14 protein-coding genes are annotated in these 19,123 nt (G+C 65.9%); all 14 read right to left on the bottom strand.

The annotated features are described in order from the left end of the window. Nucleotides 1-253: 253 nt before the first annotated feature. Entirely contained in the window at nt 254-6,739 is a 6,486-nt protein-coding gene (locus PV781_RS02565; RefSeq protein WP_274774052.1) for an autotransporter outer membrane beta-barrel domain-containing protein, read from the bottom strand. 388 nt (nt 6,740-7,127) lie between these two features. Beyond that, nucleotides 7,128-8,630, bottom strand: coding sequence for a 5-methyltetrahydropteroyltriglutamate--homocysteine methyltransferase (locus PV781_RS02560; protein WP_274774051.1), 1,503 nt, complete (start codon nt 8,628-8,630; stop codon nt 7,128-7,130). Between the two features lie 25 nt (nt 8,631-8,655). Beyond that, on the bottom strand, nt 8,656-10,248 hold the full coding sequence (locus PV781_RS02555) for a hypothetical protein (protein ID WP_274774050.1): 1,593 nt from the start codon (nt 10,246-10,248) through the stop codon (nt 8,656-8,658). 20 nt (nt 10,249-10,268) lie between these two features. Then, entirely contained in the window at nt 10,269-10,790 is a 522-nt protein-coding gene (locus PV781_RS02550; RefSeq protein WP_274774049.1) for a hypothetical protein, read from the bottom strand. Nucleotides 10,791-10,807: 17 nt separating this feature from the next. Next, a complete protein-coding gene (locus tag PV781_RS02545) occupies nt 10,808-11,170 on the bottom strand; it encodes a DsrE family protein (protein WP_274774048.1) in 363 nt (120 codons plus the stop codon). Nucleotides 11,171-11,196: 26 nt separating this feature from the next. Then, nucleotides 11,197-11,541, bottom strand: coding sequence for a sulfurtransferase TusA family protein (locus tag PV781_RS02540; protein ID WP_274774047.1), 345 nt, complete (start codon nt 11,539-11,541; stop codon nt 11,197-11,199). 297 nt (nt 11,542-11,838) lie between these two features. Further along, on the bottom strand, nt 11,839-12,591 hold the full coding sequence (locus PV781_RS02535) for an HpcH/HpaI aldolase family protein (protein WP_274774046.1): 753 nt from the start codon (nt 12,589-12,591) through the stop codon (nt 11,839-11,841). Between the two features lie 35 nt (nt 12,592-12,626). Next, a complete protein-coding gene (locus PV781_RS02530) occupies nt 12,627-12,959 on the bottom strand; it encodes a cupin domain-containing protein (protein ID WP_274774045.1) in 333 nt (110 codons plus the stop codon). 26 nt (nt 12,960-12,985) lie between these two features. Continuing rightward, complete coding sequence (locus PV781_RS02525; protein WP_274774044.1) at nt 12,986-13,864, bottom strand: branched-chain amino acid ABC transporter permease; 879 nt, start codon at nt 13,862-13,864, stop codon at nt 12,986-12,988. Next, nucleotides 13,857-14,654 (bottom strand): ABC transporter ATP-binding protein, encoded by a 798-nt coding sequence (locus tag PV781_RS02520; protein WP_274774043.1) that lies wholly within the window; start codon nt 14,652-14,654, stop codon nt 13,857-13,859. The genes PV781_RS02525 and PV781_RS02520 overlap by 8 nt, the downstream gene beginning before the upstream one ends. After that, the gene (locus PV781_RS02515) at nt 14,651-15,625 is read right to left on the bottom strand and encodes a branched-chain amino acid ABC transporter permease (protein ID WP_274774042.1); all 975 of its coding nucleotides are present in this window, start codon (nt 15,623-15,625) and stop codon (nt 14,651-14,653) included. Before PV781_RS02515 ends, PV781_RS02520 begins: the two co-directional genes overlap by 4 nt. Next, nucleotides 15,594-16,340 carry an ABC transporter ATP-binding protein gene (locus PV781_RS02510; RefSeq protein WP_274774041.1) on the bottom strand — a complete coding sequence of 249 codons (747 nt, stop codon included), beginning with the start codon at nt 16,338-16,340 and terminating at the stop codon, nt 15,594-15,596. The genes PV781_RS02515 and PV781_RS02510 overlap by 32 nt, the downstream gene beginning before the upstream one ends. Next, nucleotides 16,337-17,476, bottom strand: a complete 1,140-nt coding sequence (locus tag PV781_RS02505) for an ABC transporter substrate-binding protein (protein WP_274774040.1) — start codon at nt 17,474-17,476, stop codon at nt 16,337-16,339. Before PV781_RS02505 ends, PV781_RS02510 begins: the two co-directional genes overlap by 4 nt. Nucleotides 17,477-17,552: 76 nt before the next feature. Continuing rightward, nucleotides 17,553-19,115 carry a hydantoinase B/oxoprolinase family protein gene (locus tag PV781_RS02500; protein ID WP_274774039.1) on the bottom strand — a complete coding sequence of 521 codons (1,563 nt, stop codon included), beginning with the start codon at nt 19,113-19,115 and terminating at the stop codon, nt 17,553-17,555. Nucleotides 19,116-19,123 lie beyond the last annotated feature (8 nt).

The following is a 19,123-nucleotide window of genomic DNA, read 5'->3' as shown; positions in this document are numbered from 1 at the left end:
ACATTTATTCGTGACCCGCAAGACCCCGGGAATGTCTATTTCCCTTCAAGACCGGGTCACGTGCGCACCAGCCTCACCGTGGCCGTGAGTTATGGAAACTCGCCCTTTTGGGCAGGAAAACAGGGTGCGGCTTCACAGCTGAGCGGCGGTCCTGGCACAGACGCGGAAGCGCATCGCTTCGTGCTGCATGGCAGTCGCCGATGGCTGGGTCGTGCCTTGACCCCACGTCCTGCACCCAAGCCACCGCAAGCCGTCAGAAGCGCACGGCGAAGCGGGCGCTCAGTTCCTGGGAGAGGTAGTCGTTGCCAATGTCGGCTTTGTATTCGGCGCGGATTTCGTAACCCCGGGTGTCGAAGAGCTGGATGCCCGCAGCCAGATTGACGAGCGTGGATGGGATCGCGACATAGGTCGTGAAATCATCATTATGGCTCGCGTCGGAAAGACTGACGGAGACTGGCATGGCGTCTTTCGCGAAGAAGGTCATGCCGACCGACCCATAGGGCCTAAGCCACAGGCTGGGCGAAAGGTCGACCCGCCCGCCCACTTCCAGATTCGGACTGAAGGCAAAGTTGACTTGGCTCGCCGACGAGAAGTCGAGTGTTGTCCCAATACCCTGCTCCTCATAAGCGGGCATGTAGGTATAGAGCAGATCGAAGTCGGCGTAAGGCTTCACATACCAATCGGAGAAGGCAAACTCGTAGCTGGCGCGGAAGCGACCGGCGGCGGTGAGTACATTGGCCGTGCCTTGCGTTTGGTCCAGGTCCGAGCCCACATCAATCGTCCGGGTGGTGCGATAATTGCCGAAGCCCAGATGGCCGGACAAGGCGAACAGCCAGGGTCCAACCTGATGCTTGAGGGAGATGGCGGCGTCCGCGGCGTTGCCCGTTGCGGAGGACAGGCTGTCCGAACCGTTCAACCAGGACTGCGTGAAGCCTGCCGTCGCCCCCAGGAACCAATTGTCCACCACCTCCCGCTGCACGCCGACGCGATAGGTGAGGGCATTCTGCTTGTATCCGTCCGCTTCCGCGGAACTGCCCTGATCCGTCCACGTCCCGATGACGCGGGCCCAGGCACAGTCGGTCTCCTGCATGAGGGTGCTTGACCCCTCGAACACCGGGCAACTCAGCGCGGCGTGCATGGAGGTTCGGGCATTCAAGGTTTGGGTGGTGAGCGAGCTGGAGGATTCCTCCGGCGCCAGGGTGTCGATGGCCTGTAGATAGTCTTCGACGGAAGTCACGCGGGCAAGATTGCCGAACATCTCGGCCATCTTGTCGTCGACGGTCCCCGCGTTCCAGGTGTTTTGCAGGGAGCGCATGGCGGCTTGCTCGGTCGGCGTGATCGACGCGCCCGCTGGTGTGCCGAACCTCGCCACCGGCTTGATGTAGAGGTCCTGCGACCCGTTGGACTGTCCCTGCGCACCGGCCAGCCGCGTCTCCCAGGCGAAGGGGGCCAGGCTGTTCGCGCTGCCCGCGAAGACCGGTCCGGAAATGGTGCCGGTGGTGGAGATGACCTTGAACTCTTCCGGCTTCAGGTTGCCCACCACATTCACCTTCATGCCGCCCGCCAGCAGAATGGCGGGAGCGGTATTCACACCGTCGGGAGCCGTGAGCCTGAGCAGGTCGCTTTTGGATGCCCCTGGCGTTGGGCTTGAGGTAACGTCCACGAGCAAGGTGCCGTTGTTGGTCTGGCGGAACTGCTTCGCCTGGACCAGAAGGGTCCCGAACGTGCCGATGCCTCCGATGGTCACAACGCCATCATTATAGAACTCGCCACCCGCCCCGAGCTTGATGGTCCCGGTGCCCTCCAGGCTCTGGTAGGTGCCTCCAGCGCGGGTGCGAAATTCGTTCGGGTCGGACAATGCCGTTCCAAGATCAATGTCGCCGATCACACGGCTGTAATTATCGATGATGTCCGTGCCGAAGGAGCCAATGATGGCCTTTCCTGAGGCGGCTCCCACCATGCTTTCTGGATCAAGGGATTCAAGCCTGACATAGTTGCGGTGGCCGCCATCCATGCGGATGGCCGCTCCCGCGCCGGATCCGCCCCACAGTGTCCCTTTGTGAAAGATCATGGTGCCGTATTGGTAGAGATCGGTCCGGACCTCCCGCTTGGAATCGATCGAACCGTCCGCCTTCTGCACGCCGGATTGCGTGAAGATGGCGTAGGAGTCCCTGCCTGTGGCGGTGATGGAGCCGTTGGTGTCGAGACGGATGGCTCCGCCGACCCCTTTCATCAGGCTGTCCCGGCTCGCGCTGGAATTGGTTGTGGGAAGATTGCCGCCATCCACATTGAACCAGGCACCGCCTCCACCCCCCAAGCTTTGCGCGAAGATGCCGTGTGCCCGCTCGCCGGTGGTGGCAATGGTGAACTTGCTCCCGGTGACATCATTGGCGGACTGGATATAGATCGATCCGCCATCCCCCGTGGCACCGTGCTTGCCGGAGATCCAGATGCCGTCACTATAGTCGCCGAAGGGATCTCCATAGCTCAGAAGGGGAGGAAGCCACTTGGTCCATTCGGTGGGACTGGCGAGCGTCACGGTTCCTGTCCCCGCTCCCGCATAGCCGCCACCTCCGCCGATGGACTGCGCGAACACGGCGGTGGCCCCCGCACCGGAGGTCTTGATCACGGAGTTGTTGCTCAGTTGGACCGTGACGGTCCCACCATTGCCCGTGGTGCCGGAAGTTCCGCCAAGCACCGTGTTGCGCACGATTTCCTCTGCCGCCATGGCATGAGCGCCAAAGCCGCCGCCGCCCCCGATGGACTGGGCAAAGATGCCGAAGGCCCCCAGACCAGACGTCTCTATGGTGCCTGAATGGCGCACGACCACGGCCCCGCCCGCTCCGCCATTCTTGCCCTCTCCTTCGCTCCCCGATAGGGCGCGCCCGCCAATATTCGCCGACGCAGTTACGGGGGGGAGGATCGAGGTCCAGGAGCGATCAGCTTGGCTATATTCACCGATCGCGCCAAGCCCGAAGTCTTTCAGAATATCGTTGGCCTTGATGAGGGCATCATAAGCGTCCTGGGACGTCACAAGAAGCTCGGCCGAGATCGGGGACTTGCGGTCCAGAAAATAGGCGCCGCCGCCGCCGCCAATGCTCTGCGCCACGATGGCATGGGCTTCCTGTCCCGAGGTGGCGAGGTGACCGGTGTTCCGGACCGTCACGCTGCCGCCATTGGAGGTGGCTGCGGTTGCTCCGCCCACATTGACCGTCGCAGTCACGGAGGCCACCGCATCGGTGTTTGCAGCGCCGCCCCCGACCCCGCCGCCGCCGCCAATGGACTGCGCGAAGACGCCAAAGGAACCGCCACCCAGCGTCACGATCTCGCCGGAGTTCGTCACCTGGACCGACCCGCCAGTGCCACCCGCCTCGCCGCTGCCACCAATCGACAAGCCAATATTGTAGAAGTTCGAACCGTTGGTCACGCCACCGCCGCCGGCGCCACCACCCCCGCCGATGCTCTGGGCGAAAACGCCGTAGGAGACATTGCCCTCCGTCGCGAGAAGGCCCGCGTTGCGCACATCCAGGTCTCCCCCGGCCCCTCCCTTGCCGCCGCTGCCGCCAATGCTCAGGCTGACCGAAACCGGACTTTTGGTTCCATCGGGTGCCTTGCCGATCAGTTCCTGAATGCCGGATTTCACCCCCTCGGTGAACTGGCTTTTCACGCGCTCCAGGAAGGCTTGCTTGTTGGACTCGTAGAAGGCCTTCGCGATCGTAAGGGGGACGGGAATTTCAGGCAGGGCCTCAAGGCCTTTCGCCTCCCGCTCCTTGTTCTCTTTTCTGATCTCTTCGTTCTTCTTCAGATCCGCTTTCACGGAATCCCAAGCCGCCTTGAAAGCCTCGATGACCTTCTTGGCCTCCTGGACCTGCTCCTGTTGCGTGCCCTTCTTCTGGAAGAACTCAAGATCAAGCCCGGCGCCGGGCGCCTGTGACACCAGGGTCTTGTTGACCTTGAAGATCTCGTCCGCAATTTGCAGCACCGCATCGGTCGTGGCCTGCGCGGTCTTCGGAACCGACACGGCCTTCTTGGCGCCAGACATGGAGCCGCCGCTGCCACCGCCACCGCCAATGCTCTGGGCAAAGATCGCGGCCGAGCCGTCGCCGTGGGTTCTTATGGTCGCACCGGCGGCGTTGGCGACATCGACCTTCCCACCCGCGCCGCCATTGCCGCCAGACCCGCCGAGCGACAAGCTGCGAGCGAACTCGCCGCCGCCACCGCTGATATAGCCGCCGCCATTGCCGCCGCCGCCGCCGATGGATTGGGCGACGATGCCCTTGGACTCGTTGGCCCAGGTCTGGATTGAGGCGGCATTGTTGACGAGGACCAGCCCCCCATCGCCCCCGGACCCGCCGGACCCGCCAATGGCGACCTTGTAGGCCACCACGTCCGCGATCGGCAGGGACTCCGCCCAGACGGAGGCGATCTGATTGTCCGTCGTCACCCCCTTCTTGCCGGAGGCACTGCCTGTGCCGCCATCGCCGCCCCCGCCGCCGATGCTCACCGCCATGATGCCCGCGGAGAAGGCCCCCTTCGTCTCGATGGACTTCAGGTTCGCCACGTCCACCAGATCGCCATGGCCACCGCCGCCCCCGCTGCCGCCGACCCCGACGGCGATGCTGACATTGTGGAACACGCCGGCGACGTCGGAGATCGCTGAAGCGGCGCCAGCGTTGCCGCCGCCGCCGCCGATGCTGGTGGCGAGGATTCCGTAGGACTTTTCCCCGGACGTGGTGATGTTGGACGCGTTGATGACCGAGACCGTCCCGCCCGCGCCACCGTCGCCGCCGCTGCCGCCCACCGCATAGGTGATGCTGAAGGCTTCCGTGCTGGGAGGCGAAGCCGCGACGGCCTGCGCGGATGCATCACCGGCCCGGCCCCCGCCGCCTCCAACGCTGCGCGCCTCGATGCCGTGGGATTCTTTGCCGGACGTGGTGATGATGGACGTGTTGTCCACCAGGACGGAACCGCCGGCGCCTCCCTTGCCGCCTGCTCCGCCCACGGCATAGGACAATGAGACGACAAGCCCCGCCGTGCCGGCCTGGGCAGCGCCACCCGCGCCGCCGCCGCCGCCCACGCTTTGCGCAACAATGCCGCTGGCGGAATTTCCCTTGGTGGTGATGGACGGGAGCACGTTCTGACCCAGGACGCCCGCGGACGACGCGTTCACCTGCACGAGGCCGCCATCTCCGCCGCCGCCGCCGGCGCCGCCCGCCGCCGTGCCGAGCAGAATGCTGAAAACGCTCTTTGAGCCGCCGCCCGCGCCGCCGCCGCCGCCGACGCTCTGGATGAGCATTCCGATGGCCGAATTGCCCTCGGTCAGGATCGTGCCGTCATTCACCACGGTGACGGTACCGCCCTGACCGCCCGCGCCGCCCGTGCCGCCTTCGCCCGCCGGCCAGAATGCGGACGAGCTGCCCCCGCCAGCGCCTCCGCCGCTCACCGCTCCAGGCTTGATGTCGGCGCGCTGAAAGGCGCTGACAGCTCCGCCGCCGCCGAGGCTTTGTGCGAGAACGCCCACTGAGCCTTCGCCCCGGGTGGTGATATCGCCAACCTGCTGAACGTCGACGCGCCCGCCATTGCCTGCCGCGCCGCCGTTTCCGCCGGGGCGGCCGCCGGTGGCGCGCGCGGCGTCGCCGCCCACCCCGCCCATGGACATGGCAGCGAGGCCAAAGGAGTAATCCTGCTTGGTTTCGATGGATCCCGCCTGGCGCGCGGTGACGGTCCCGCCATTGCCGGCATTGCCGCCGGCGCCGCCACCGGCCTCCCCACTATAGTCACCCGAGGGGGCCTGGACCACTTGCCGGCCGCCTCGCCCGCCGACGGATTGCAGAAGTACCCCAGTGGAGGTCGTGCCGTCTGTGACGATCTTCCCTTCATTGGTGAAGGACACGGCCCCGCCCTGGCCGGCGCCGGGCAGGATGTTCCGGTAGGTTCCGCCATCGAGGCCGGCGCCGCCGATGGATTCAGCGATAACGCCAGGTGCGTAGCTCCCGTGCGTGCTGACGACCGCATCTTTGGTCAGGCTGACGGTGACCATATTGCCATTTGCACCGGGATATTTGCTCGCATTCGCCGTGGAGACGCCGATGGCCCATGCATCTGCCACGTTCCGCCCGGTCTGGCCGCCCTGAGACTTGGCCCATACCCCGCCAAAATGATCGCCCGTGGTGCTGACCGTTGCGCTGAGGTCGAGCCGCACCGCGCCTGCCGCCCCGCCTTGGCCGGGCGCTCCTGGGCCAGACGGTCCATCGCGTCCAACGAACCCGTCCCCGCCGATGGAGTAGACGGAAAGCAGAGCGGTGTCAGTGGTAAGGTTTGCATCCCCGACCAGCGACCCATTCAGGGTAAGGGACACGTTCCCCCCGCGTCCGCCATCCTTGCCGACCGTATAATAGGTCGTGGAGCCGGAGATGCCCCCTGCGGCAAAGAGCTCGCCCACCGCCCCCTTTCCGCCCACTGAACCCACTTCAACAATGGTGGACTTGGCCGGATTTCCAGCATTTGAAACCGTGGTGACCAAAGTCAGGTCGCCGCCGGGCGCGCCGGCTGTGGAATCGACGGGATCGCTCTTGCCGTCCGGCCGCGCCTGCCAATACCAGTCCTTCCCATCCGCTCCCTTTTCCACTCGGAAAAGCGAAACGTTCTGCGCCTCCGCCGTTCCGGCCGAGAACCAGGCGCACGAAATCAGAAGCGAAGCGATGTTGACCTTGATGGGTGACACGCGTCGCGGCGCCATTTGAGCCTCGAAAGAAAAAGTAACTGTCTCTCTTACGTCATGCTCTTGCTATTGGCGGTGATAGGCAATGTTCAGAGCATCCCGCGCGCCGCAATAGCATGGGCGGATGCCGAGGAACCAGTACAAAAAATTTACGCAATCTTTCTCGTGCGTGTATTTTCGCAGGATAAAAGTGAAGTTTCTTGAGACATCGCGGGCTGCGCCAACGCCTGCGACTTGAGTTCTCGGAAATCGCCAGTCGACCCGCGAACCACGTTTGACCTTGCCGGTCCTGGTCCGGTGGTTCCCAGCTGGATATGCCCAACACCACCCCGCTCTCACAAGAGATTGTCTTTAAAGAGAAGGGCAGCTTTGCCCTTCAAGTGGCATAAAGCTCAGCTTATGGGAATCAGCGAAAACGCTCCACGGCCCGGGCGATGGCGGTGAGCTTGTCCTGCGCCGAGCTGGTGCAGCAGATGGGATTGTCCGCGAAGGTGGCGAAGCCGCAATCAGGGTGCAGGAGCACCCGCTCCCGCCCGAAAAGATCGATGGCATGGGCGATGCGCGCGGTGATGGCGTCTTCAACTTCCACCTGCGCGACCTTCTGGTTGACGACGCCGACGCCGATGCGCGCCGCCTCCGGCAGGGCTTTCAGGATCTCCATCTCGCCCGCCCGCGGCGTGCACATTTCCAGGAGATAGGCGCCGACCTTCACCTGCGCGAGCATCTCCACAAGCGGTGCATAGCTGCCGGCAAGCGCGACACTTTCATCCGGCGTCCAGTTGCCTCGGCAGACATGCAGCGCGGTGCGGGTGCGCGGGGCGCCGTCGAGGACGGCGTTCAGCAGGTCGCGGGCAAAGCCCAGTTCATGGTCCGGCCCCAAGGATTCCGACAGCGCGCCGCACATGAATGAACGCTTGTTCTTGGCGCCGGAAAAGACCACCTCGGAAAGCACCGGCTCATCGAACTGGACCAGCGCTGCGCCGGCGTCCATCAGCTCGGCGACTTCCTCACGCAGCACCCGCACGATGTCCTCGGCCAGCGCCTCGCGGCTCTCATAAGCCCGATCGGAGATGCACTCCATCCACATGGTGCGGGTGAGCAGGTAGGGTCCCGGCAGAGCCACCTTCACCGGCTTCTGCGTCACCGTGCGGGCGAAGTCCACCTCATGGGCAACCAGGGGCCGGGAGCGGGCAAGCCGCCCGAAGACCGCCGGATGGCGCACGTCGCCGGCGGGAATATCAAGGGCGCGCAGTTCGGCTTCGAACTCCTCGGGATGATCGACCAGCGGCAGGAGGTCGGTGAGGGGAATGAGCTGACAATTGTCGAGGCGGCTGGCGACGAAGCTGGCATAGCTGTCCCGCCGCTGTTCTCCGTCGGTGACCACGTCGACGCCGGCCTTTTCCTGGGCGGCGATGGCGAGGCGTACCGCGTCGTCCGCGGTCTCATGGAAGGCCGCCTCGGAGAGCCGGCCTTCCACATAGGCGTGCATGGCCTCGATCATCCAGCGCGGACGCGGCCAGGAGCCGATGCCCATCACCGCCAGGGCGGGGATCTGTGGTGGCGTGACCGGAATCCTTACGCGGGCGACCGGAGCGGCAGGAGTGCTGACGGCCGCCGCCGGGACCCGATGGTCCTGCGTCCGCTCGGCCAGCTTGCCCTTGCAGACCAGGAAGGAGCGCTGGCGCTCTGCCTTGGTCCACGAGACCAACTCGTTGCCGGTGAGACGGCACCAGGCGGGGAGGTCCTCGTCGACGGAGATCTCGCGCGAGAGGATTTCCAGGAGGCCGCCTCGGGGCAAGGGGTCGATGTGCTTTCGGATCAGCAGCAGCAAGCCATTGCCGCAATCGAGGTCGCCGCCGTCAAACGAGACGTCGGGCGAGTGGTCGTGGTGCGCGACGGGTGCGGTCATGTCAGATCCGATGCAATCTCAAGCGTCAGGCGCGGCGGCGCCGGCCGATTTCGTAGCCGACGGCACCTGCCCCGAGGGCGAGAATGCCGACGGCGATGGTGAGCGCTGGCGAAAGGCTGGCCGCCACCGGATGGGCCGCGGCGACGGGCGCCGCGGCAGCGGCAGGGGGCGCGGGAGTGGGCGCCGGTGCCTGGGCCTTGCGGTCGGCGGGAAGCGCAGCAGTCTCCAGCCGGGCCGAGGTCTCATAGGAGCGCGCGAGCATGGCGCGGCCCACGTCCTTCAGGATGGCTTGCCCCGCAACACGGCCCTGGCCCAGCACCAGGTCCACATTGGCCACCTGCGGGCCGCCCAGATTGATGGAGCGGTTGCCGTCCTTGTCCTCCACGTGCCAGCCCGTTACGGCGCCGCCATCGACGGCATCCACCACCACCTTGAAATAGCCTTCTGGGCCGGTGACGGACATGCCGGGCTTGAGGCGGATTTCCTGCTTGTTGACCAGCATGAACCCGAAATTGTGCCCGGTGGGACAGCCCACCGGATAGACCGCATAGCGCGGGTCGCCGGCATAGTCGGTGCCGTAGGCGAGACTGAACGCCTTGCCATAGACTTTCAGATTCGCCTTGCCACCCTCGAACGCCTTGGGCCAGGGTGAGAGGAAGGCCACCATGTCGCCGTCCTCGAACACCAGAGCCTTGCGGGCGCCCGTGTCTTCGATGAGGAGGTCGGCTTTCACCGGCCCGAGTGTCTTGGATGCCTTTACCTGCCCGCCATCCAGAAGCTCCAGGGTCACCGTGCCCGCTGCCTCGTCGATGTTCGAGACCTGCACCGTGCGGGCACCCACCGTGAAGCGTTCGCCTGCACCGGCAAGGCCCGCGAACACTTTTTCTTCGGCGAAGAGCAGCCGGTCCATGCGGACGCCGGACATCCAGTCGAACACGAGCTTCTGCCCGGAAATCTCCCGCGCCTGACCTTGATTGTAGAGCTGTGCGAAGCGGTTTCCCCACCAGCCTGTCTCGGTGGCGGAGAGCTCCGGCGCGCCGAAGGCCCATTCCCAATCGGTGCCCGCGATGGTGCGCACATGGAGCGAGTGGTTGGCCATCTTCTCGTGACCGACCGTCGCATAGTAATGATAGACCTGCCCGCCGACGACGACGCTTCCGCCGGCCGGAATGGTGACGTTTTCCTTCACCTCAATGGTCATGTCATAGTCCACATAGGTGGGCAGCCGCCCGAGCATGGGCACCTGCTCGCCCCGTAGCGCCACCTCGCCGCCCCACGTGTCCTCCAGATAGGCCAGGCCCCCGGGCGGGATCACCACCTCGCCATTCTCGACCCGGCTCTGGCGGATGAAGACGCCATCATATTTCAGCGGCTTGCGGCCGAAATCATCGGCTACCGCGCGGCCTTGGGGCAGGCCGGGAAGTCCCGGCACATAGGCCGGCCTCACCCCCCGTTCGGAGGGAAGCGAGAAGGGCGGTGGCGCGATCTCGGTCGTCGCCAAAGGATGAGCGAGGGGCCAGCCCGGCTTGGCCGGTGTCAGAACGGTGGTGTAGTCCGTCGCTGTGGCAGGGGCGGCGAGCAGCATGACGGACGCGACGGCGGCAACAGTCCTCTTCATGGGCGTTCTCCCTTCCAGATTTATGATTGGCCAACTGGTCTGACAGCGGGCAGGGGACAAGAGGTGGCGCGGCGCGACAGGTAAAGCGCGCCCCATCCGGTCAACAGGAGTGTGTTCAGGAAAAGCAGGGCCTTGGGCACTGCCGCCAGCAGGCTTCCCGCAATACCGATCCCGACCACGGACAAAACCGGGGCAAGGCAGCTCACGCACAAGGCTGACAGAGCGAGCAGGCCGCCCCCCGCCGCAAGCCCAGCGGAGGCGCCGCCCGCGCGCCGCCCGACCCGGAGCGCGAAGGCCGCGAAGGCCGCCGCAAGTCCGAGGGTGGCAGCGGTGAAGTACTCCTCCTTGCGCACGAAGCTCACCATGAAGGCTTGCGAGCGCGCATAGGTGAGCGTGCCTTCGGAGACGAACTCGTCTGGCAGGAAGCCGCATTCCTCCGCCGCCTGAGCTGTCTGAGGCATCTTGAACAAGGCGAAGGAGAGCCCGGCATAGCCAAGGGCCGCGACGAGAAAGACCGTCACCATCATCCGGACCGGGATCATTGCCGGGCCTCCCGCGCTCAGTAGCTGACGGAGGGCGCGCCCTCGCTCATGAATTCGACGAGCTTTGCGCCACCCACGATCTTCGCGCCGTCCACGAGATTGGTCTCGTCAAGGCTGCGCTTCTTGAAACAAGGCGAACAGACATAGATGATGCCGCCGGCCGCCGCGAAGTTCGTCATGAGATCCTTCAGCGGGGCAAAGCCCTCCTCATGGATGTCATCCGCATAGCCCTTCTGGGAAAGCCGCGTACCCTCAATGGACAGGAACACGACGGTCTCCTTGTCGGAGGCGACGGCGGCGTTGGCGATGACGAAGCCGACGGTGGCCTTGTCCGTGTCATTCTTGGCGCAGCTGATGGAGACAACGAATTTGCCGGGCATCCTGGGTCACTCCTCGGTGTTTGCCTTCACGCCCAGTCGGTTCGCGACTGGATCCAGAAGCTGTGAGTTTCGGGGGCATGGTGGAGCAGGGTGTTGCGGGTCATGCGGCACCAGGCAGGCAGGTCCTCGGGTGCGCCGGCATCTTGGGCGATGACCCGCAGGACACCGCCGGGCATGGCCTTGAGGCGGGCGCGCAGCAGGATGACGAGCTCGCCGCAGCCCATATGGCCGGCGTCCCAGGTCTCAATCGTCTCGGCGCCCGAGGTCCCTGCGTCGAAGGGCGTCGCGTCGCCAACATCGGAGGTCCCGGCTTCGGACACCTGGGAGTCGGCATGCTCGATCTTCGCCTTGGGTGGCGTGGTGCCGCTCATCGACGCTCCTCCGCACTGGCGTGCGAACGGCGGCGTGCCGTCCTGTCATGCCATGTGCATGTTCTTCTGCGAGGGGAGGAGCGGCATGCACCCGGCGACGCCCTGCGGATTTCACGGCAGGAGGCCAGCTCTCACGGAGCATGGCGTTTGGGAGCGCAACCACTCGATGATGAGGCTAGCAAGGTCCACCGCCACGTCAAGCGCGCTGTCGGGATCGGAACATTCGCAGGCATCGATCCCGACGGGGGGTATAACCCCTTCATCGCCATGGCGCGATGGGCGCTCCGGTAGATCCGTTCAAGCCTCGCCGTCGGCGAAGGCGCGGACCCGGGCGCGTGTCTGCTCCAGAAGCCAACTCTGGTCCGAGCCGCAGATGAAGGCGCTGTAGCCCTCCGCGGTCCGCTCGGGGATCTCCCCCGTTCCGGGAATGAAGAGGCCGGCGGTGGTGCCGGCCTTGAGGCAGGCTATGCCCACGGCCTTGACCGCCGCGCCAATGCGCGGATCCCCCGATCCCGACGCGCCCAGAGACAGCGAGAGGTCAGCGCGGCCAACAAACAGGCAATCGACGCCGGGGACCGTTGCGATGGCATCGAGCTGGTCGAGGGCCTCTGCATCCTCGATCTGGCACCAGACCGAGGTCTCCCCATCCGCCGCCGCCAGATAGGCATCTGCGCCACGTGTGCCATAGCCGCCGGCGCGAGGCGAGGGGGAGAAGCCGCGCCGTCCGGAATACTTCGCCGCTGCCACCGCTGCGCGCGCCTCGTCTGCCGAACGCACATGAGGCACGACAATTCCGGTGGCGCCCATGTCCAGGCAGGCGGCGATGGGGGCGGGATCAAGCCCCGCCACCCGCACCAGGACAGGCAGGCCGCCGGCACGGGCGGCCAGGATCATGCGGTCGAGGTCGCCGGGGGAAAAGGGCGCGTGCTCGGCATCGATGATGGCGCAGTCGAGGCCTCCCAACGCCAGGATTTCCATCATCTGATAGGAGGCCGACTTGACGAAGGTGCCCAGCAGCGGGCGGGCGAGGCGGTCGCAGAAGGACTCCATCGGGCGACTCCAGGATGGCGATCTTGGCCGGGCGATCAGGCGTATTCCGGCCGGCGGGGCGTGAACACGTCGAGATTGATGACGGGCTCGTCGCCCACCACCTCGCCCCAGTGGCGCACATTGGGCGGGATCACGATCACGCCCCCCGGGCCCACCAGATGCTCGTCTTCGCCCACGAAGAAGCGGATGGTGCCCGAGACGATGTAGGCGATCTGCTCATGGGGATGGCTGTGCGGCTTGGGCTCATGGCCGGGCATCAGGCGATGCAAGGCAAGCGTCGCGCCCGCGCCGGACACGGCTTTGCGCTCGACGCCCTCGCGCACCGGCGTCCATTCCATCGCGTCCCAGTTGATCTTGGTGATGTCCATGGAAGCAACTCCCAGCAAAAGTGGCGCTATTTGGCCGCGCCTAGCAGGCCCGAAGGCCGGATGAAGAGGAAGACCAGCAGGACGGAAAGCGCGGCCACCGTCTTCAAACCTGCGCCAAAGCCCAGGATTGCCAGCGACTGCACGAGGCCCAGCATGAGGCCGCCCAGGAAGGCGCCGAACGGTCGGCCGAAGCCGCCCACGATGGCGGCGATGAAGCCGGAAATGGCGAAGGGCACGCCCACATTGAAAGCGGTGTATTGGGTCGGGGTGATGAGGATACCCGCCATGGCGCCAAGCCCCGCACTGATGGCAAACGCCGCCGCCAGCATGCGCGAGACGGGAATGCCCTGGAGCGCCGCCGCCTCCCGATTGATGGCGCAGGCGCGCATGGCCTTGCCCGTACGCGACAGGCGGAAGAAGGCGGCGAGCCCGCCCACCGCGATGAGGGACGCACCCACGATCCACAGCAATTGGTAACTCACGGCCACCCCACCGAACTGAAGCGGCGGCAGATCGGTGAAAACCTTCATGGAGCGCGGCTGGTCGCCCCAAACGAGAAGCGCCACCCGCTCGATCACGATCTGCGCGGCGAGCGTCGCCAGGATCATGGTGAACATGGTGGCCTTGCGGTTCCAGAGCGGGCGAACCACCAGCCGCTCCAGGCCGACGCCCAGCAGCGCCACCAGCGCCACCGCCACCAGGGCCGCTGGAATGAGCGGCAGCCCGTGGCCGGCCATCAGGCTCTGCGTGATCATGCCGCCCAGCATGACAAAGGCGCCCTGGGCGAAGTTCACGATGCCTGAGGCGTTGTAGATGACACAAAAGCCGATGCCGATGAGGCCGTAGACGCAACCGATGCCGAGCCCGGACACCAGCACCTGCGGGATATAGGAAAAGTCAGCCATGCTTGGCCTCCCTGCGGGGGGTCGTGGCCTCGGAACTGCTGCCGAGATAGGCGGCGATCACCGCCGGGTCGGAGCGCACCTCAGCCGGCGTTCCCTCGGCGATCTTGCGGCCGAAATCCACCACCACCACCCGGTCCGCCGTATTCATGACGAGCGTCATGTCGTGCTCGATGAGAAGCACGGTCGTGCCCTCGTCCGCGATGCGGCGGATGATGCGGGAGAGGGCGGCGGATTCCTCGCCGTTCAGGCCCGCCGCCGGCTCGTCCAGCAGCACGAGGCGCGGGTCGGCGGCGAGCGCCCGGGCCATTTCAAGGAGTCGCTGCTGGCCATAGGAGAGGCCGGAGGCATCGTCGTCCGCCTTGTGCTGGAGCCCGACGAAGGCGAGCAGCTCGCGGGCGCGGGCGTCCACTTGCCTTTCCTCACGCCGCGCAGAAGGCGGGCGCAGGAAGGCGGAGAAGAGGCCCGCCTTGGTGTGCAGGTGGCGGCCCACCTTCACATTCTCCAGGGTGGTCAGGTCTTCGAACAGCTTTACCAACTGGAAGGTGCGCACGAGCCCCCGCCGGGCAACCTTTTCCGGCGCAAGTCCAGTGATTTCCTGTCCATCGAACAGGATTCGCCCCTCGGTGGGCGGCAGGAAGCCGGAGATGAGGCTGAAGAGTGTGGTCTTGCCCGCCCCGTTGGGCCCGATGACGGCGGTGACGCCCGCCTCCGGCACCTTGAAGCTCACGCCGTCCACCGCCACGAGGCCACCAAAGCGCTTTGTGACGTTTTCCAACACCAGCCGGCTCATGGGCGCCTCCGCAGGGTGAACAGGGAGGAGAGGCCCTTCGGGGCATAGATCAGCATCAAGATGAGCGCCGCGCCATAAGCAAGGTCCTGGTAGTCCTTGAAGCCCCGGAAGGTCTCGGGCAGCAGGCTGATGATGAGCGCGCCCACCACCGGGCCGGCGATGGTGCCGATGCCGCCCACATAGAGCATGGTGAAGGTGAGGATCACCATGTGCAGGCCGAACACTTCGGGGCTCACGAAGCCCACGACGTGCACGAATAGCGAGCCAGAGAGGGAGGCAAGCGCCGCGGAAAGCAGGAAGGCCAGCAACTTGTAGCGTGCCACCGGGATGCCCAGCGCCCGTGCCGCTTCCTCGCTGCCCGCCACCGCCGAGAGCGCCCGTCCCATGCGGGAACGGCGCAGCCGCGCGGACAGGAAGGTGGCGGCGGCCACAACCAGCGTGAGCACCACCAGCTGGCCACGGTCGGAGCTGATCTCGTAGCTGCCGATGCCCAGCGGCGGAATGCCCGACAGGCCCATATAGCCCTGGGTCACGCTCGACCATTCCACCGTGATTTCATAGACGATGAGGCCGATGGCGAGCGTGCCCATCGCCAGATAATGGCCCTTGAGGCGCAAGGTCGGATAGCCGATGGCGCAGGCGGCGGCCAGCGCGCCTGCCATCCCAGCCGCCATGGCAGGCAGGGGTTCCCAGCCATAGGTGGCGGTGAGCACGGCGGATGTATAGCCGCCAATGGCTGCAAAGGCGTTCTGGCCGAACGAAACCTGGTTGGCAAAGCCCATGAAGAGGTTGAGGCCGATCACGAACACCGCATAGATGAGCGCGAAGGACACCACGGTGGCGGGATAGCCGCCCACCGCGATGGCATAGCCGACCACCACCGCCACGAGGACGTAGGGCAGCAGCGCACGCCAGGACAGGCGTGGTCGGCGCCTGGCCTCAGGCGAAGTAATGCTGAGCGAGCTCGTCATAGGATGTGATCTCGCGGGGATCGAGAGTGGCGACGATCCGGCCCACCGAAAGCAGGTAGGCGCGGTTGGCGAGTTCCAGCGCCAGCGGCGCCTTCTGCTCAACGAGGATGATGGAGAGCCCCTCCGCATTGAGCCGGCCGAGCGTGGCCAGGATTTCCTGCGTGACCCGCGGCGCGAGGCCGAGGGAGGGTTCGTCCAGCAGCAGCACGGTCGGGCCGGCCATGAGTGCCCGCCCGATGGCCAGCATCTGCTGCTCACCGCCGGACATGGAGCCGGCCACTTGGGACAGGCGCTCCTTGAGGCGGGGGAAGAGCTCCAGCACCCGCTCCCAGCGCCGCTGGAATTCATTGCGGTCGCGCAGGCGATAGGCGCCGAGCTCCAGGTTCTCGGCCACGCTCATGGGCCCGAAAATGCCGCGCCCTTCCGGCACTAGCACCACGCCGCGGGCGGCCACCGCCACCGGATCGAGCCGGGGCAAGGGCTGGCCGCGCAGGTGCACGGTGCCGAAATTGGTCACAAGGCCCAGAATGGCGCGCAGCAAGGTGGACTTGCCCGCCCCGTTCGGCCCGAGGACGGCAACCAGCTCGCCTTCGCCAACCTGGAGATCGGTGGCGTGCAGCGCCTCCACATGGCCGTAGCGGGCGCCAAGACCCCGTGTCTCCAGCATGGGCAGCGCGCTCTGCGCGCTGCCGGGCGTGGCGAGGGCGATGCTCATTGCACCACCTTCACCTTGCCGTCGACGATGGTGGCGATGACGAACGGGTTCTCGGTGATGCCCTGGTGGACCTCGGGCGAGAAGTTGTAGACGCCCGTCGTGCCCTGGTAGCCGGTGATGGCCTCATAGGCATCGCGCACGGCCGAACCTTCGAAGGACTTGGCCTTTTCGACGGCGGCAACGGTGAGCATCAGCCCGTCCCAGCCCCGCGAGGCCCAGTTGGGATCGCGGTCGCCATACTTTTCCTTCCAGGGATTGAGGAACTTGGTGATCTCCGCCTTGAGCGCGCCGTCGGGCAAGGCGTCGTAGACCTGCGAGGGGGAGGCGACGAAGAAGAACTTGTCGCCCAGCACTTCCGCCACCGGACGGAACACCGCGATGTCCTCAAGGCTGGTGAGCAGAAGCATGTCGGCGCCCAGCTGCTTGATGTTCTTTGCAGCGGTCAGCGTTGTGCCGCCAAGGCCGATCTTGATGACCGCACCGGCCCCGGCGGAGCGCATCTTGGAGATCTGCACCGACAGGTCCGCGTCATCCTGCTTGTACGGCTCAACCGCCACGATCTCGATGCCGTACTTGGCAGCGACCTTCTCGGCGACGCTCTTCTGGAGATTGGCATAAGGGGTGGGGTCGTGCAGCACGCCCACCTTCCGGATCTGGGTCTTGTCGCGCAGATATTCGAGCCGCTTCTCCACCTCGAAGCCGGCCGGCGGCAAGGTCGAGAAGGCCCATTTCAGCTGGTCCGGCTGCTGGGGCAGGATGGAGCAGAGCATCATCGGCACCTTGGCCCGCACCAGCAGGCCGGCAGCGGCGAAATTGCCGGCGGAGACGCAGCCGGAGACGAACACCTGGGCGCCGTCGGAGGACAGCATCTTGCGATAGACGGTGACCGCCTCCTGCGGTTCCGAACGGTTGTCCTCCACGATCACCTGGATCTTGCGGCCCATCACGCCGCCGCGGGCGTTTACGGTGGCGGCGGCCAGTTCCACGCCGTCGCGCCAGGCGCGGTCGACGGTGGCGGCATAGCCGGTGAGGCCGGCGGATATGCCGACCTTATAGGTCTCCTGCGCGCCGGCCGGGGCGGCCAGGAGTGTGGAAGCGGCCACCAGCGCTGTGGCCGCGAGGGTGCGAAGCGTCACGATGTTCCTCCCGAAACGAGCTTGTTGCTTATGGGGGCCCGGCTTCTACCGGCCGGGCCGTTGTTCGAGGTGGGGCTCAGGCCGCCGGGCCGAAGCCGCCGCCGCCGGGGGTTTCCAGCACCACCACATCGCCGGCATTCATGGTGAGCTTGCGGGCTTCGCTCACCGGCTTGCCGTTCACAAGGAAGCGCCCGGCCGCGCCCGGGCCACCGCCGCCAATGCCATCCGGCCCGCTTTCCAGCCGGCTCGGCACCGCGTTGAGCAACCAGGGATAGTCCGTGCGCAGGTGGAACTGGATGGTCTGCCCATCGCCGCCCCGGGTGCGACCGGCGCCCCCCGAGCCGCGCCGCAATTCCTTGCGGTCGAACACGATGGGCATGGCCGCCTCCAGGATTTCGAGCGGCACCGCGGCAACACCGGTGGGATAGCAGGTGGCGCTCGGCCCGTGCTTCTCGGCGCGGGCACCCATGCCGCCGGAATAGTTGAACATGGAGGAGGTAAAGGGCCGCCCGTCGGCGCGCTTGCCCTGTACCTGGATGGTCCACACCGCGCCCGAGCCTTCCGCCAGAACCCGGTCCGGCATCACCTGGTGCAGTGCCTTGAGGATGGGCATGGGCACATACATGCCCACCACATGGCGCGCATTGACCGGCGCGGGATAGGCGCAATTGATGATGGAGCCTTCCGGTGCCCGGATCTCTATGGGAGCGAGCGAGCCGGTATTGTTCGGCAGGTCCGGATTGAGACAGGAGCGGATGGCGAAGGTGGAGTAAGCGTGGGTGTAGTTCAGCACCACATTGATGCCGGTCGCCGTCTGCGGGGAGGAGCCGGTGAAGTCCACGATGATGGTGCCAGTGTCGGTGTCCACCGTCACGGCGGTCTTCAGCGTGATGATCTCGCCGCCGGGCACATCGAACTGGCTTTCGCCATGATAGGTGCCGGCCTTCAGCTTGCGGATGGCGTTGCGGGTGGCGTCCTCCGAGCGCTGGATAATCTCGTCGGACAGCGTCTCGATATCCTCGAGCCCGGCGCGCTCGCACAAAGCGATCAGATGCTCGGCCGCCGCCTGTCCGCTGGAGACCTGGGCGGAGAGATCGCCGAACACCGCGTCCGGCGTGCGCACATTGCGCCGGATCATGGTGTGCAGCACCTCCACCGGCTCGCCCTTTTCATAGAGCTTGAGCGGCGGGATCCAGAGGCCCTCCTCGTGCACGTCCCGGGCACCGGCACCGATGCCGTAGCCGCCAATGTCCGTGTGGTGGATGGTGGAGCCGATATAGGCGATCAGCTTCTCCCCGTTGAAGATGGGCGTCAGCACCGTAATGTCGAAGAAGTGCCCCGCCGAGAGCCAGGGATCATTGGTGATGAGCACGTCGCCCGGCGCGCACTTGCCGGCGAAGAGCCGCACCAGATGGGCGCCGGCAAAAGCCAGCGAATTGATGTGGCCGGGCGTGCCGGTATTGGCCTGCGCCACCATGCGGCCGCGCTGGTCGAACAGGGCGCAGGCAAGATCCCCCGCCTCGCGCACGATGGGGCTGAAGGCGATGCGTTGCAGCGCCTTGGCCCGCTCGGTCACCACCCCGATGAGGTTCGACCACAGGATTTCCAGCTCGACGCCGTCCATCTTCACGTTTGTCATGGACATAA

Origin of the sequence: Aquabacter sediminis (assembly GCF_028863665.1) — a bacterium.
Lineage (GTDB): Bacteria > Pseudomonadota > Alphaproteobacteria > Rhizobiales > Xanthobacteraceae > L1I39.
The sequence above is the reverse complement of the archived record's forward strand: the minus strand, read 5'-3'. Positions and strand labels throughout refer to the sequence as shown.

Excerpts from the sequence above, each read along its gene's own strand:
- PV781_RS02560 (WP_274774051.1), bottom strand. The coding sequence starts at position 8,630 with ATGACCGCACCCGTCGCGCACCACGACCACTCGCCCGACGTCTCGTTT.
- PV781_RS02555 (WP_274774050.1), bottom strand. The coding sequence starts at position 10,248 with ATGAAGAGGACTGTTGCCGCCGTCGCGTCCGTCATGCTGCTCGCCGCC.
- PV781_RS02545 (WP_274774048.1), bottom strand. The coding sequence starts at position 11,170 with ATGCCCGGCAAATTCGTTGTCTCCATCAGCTGCGCCAAGAATGACACG.
- PV781_RS02500 (WP_274774039.1), bottom strand. The coding sequence starts at position 19,115 with ATGACAAACGTGAAGATGGACGGCGTCGAGCTGGAAATCCTGTGGTCG.
- PV781_RS02515 (WP_274774042.1), bottom strand. The coding sequence starts at position 15,625 with ATGACGAGCTCGCTCAGCATTACTTCGCCTGAGGCCAGGCGCCGACCA.
- PV781_RS02565 (WP_274774052.1), bottom strand. The coding sequence starts at position 6,739 with ATGGCGCCGCGACGCGTGTCACCCATCAAGGTCAACATCGCTTCGCTT.
- PV781_RS02530 (WP_274774045.1), bottom strand. The coding sequence starts at position 12,959 with ATGGACATCACCAAGATCAACTGGGACGCGATGGAATGGACGCCGGTG.
- PV781_RS02535 (WP_274774046.1), bottom strand. The coding sequence starts at position 12,591 with ATGGAGTCCTTCTGCGACCGCCTCGCCCGCCCGCTGCTGGGCACCTTC.
- PV781_RS02525 (WP_274774044.1), bottom strand. The coding sequence starts at position 13,864 with ATGGCTGACTTTTCCTATATCCCGCAGGTGCTGGTGTCCGGGCTCGGC.
- PV781_RS02550 (WP_274774049.1), bottom strand. The coding sequence starts at position 10,790 with ATGATCCCGGTCCGGATGATGGTGACGGTCTTTCTCGTCGCGGCCCTT.
- PV781_RS02520 (WP_274774043.1), bottom strand. The coding sequence starts at position 14,654 with ATGAGCCGGCTGGTGTTGGAAAACGTCACAAAGCGCTTTGGTGGCCTC.
- PV781_RS02510 (WP_274774041.1), bottom strand. The coding sequence starts at position 16,340 with ATGAGCATCGCCCTCGCCACGCCCGGCAGCGCGCAGAGCGCGCTGCCC.
- PV781_RS02540 (WP_274774047.1), bottom strand. The coding sequence starts at position 11,541 with ATGAGCGGCACCACGCCACCCAAGGCGAAGATCGAGCATGCCGACTCC.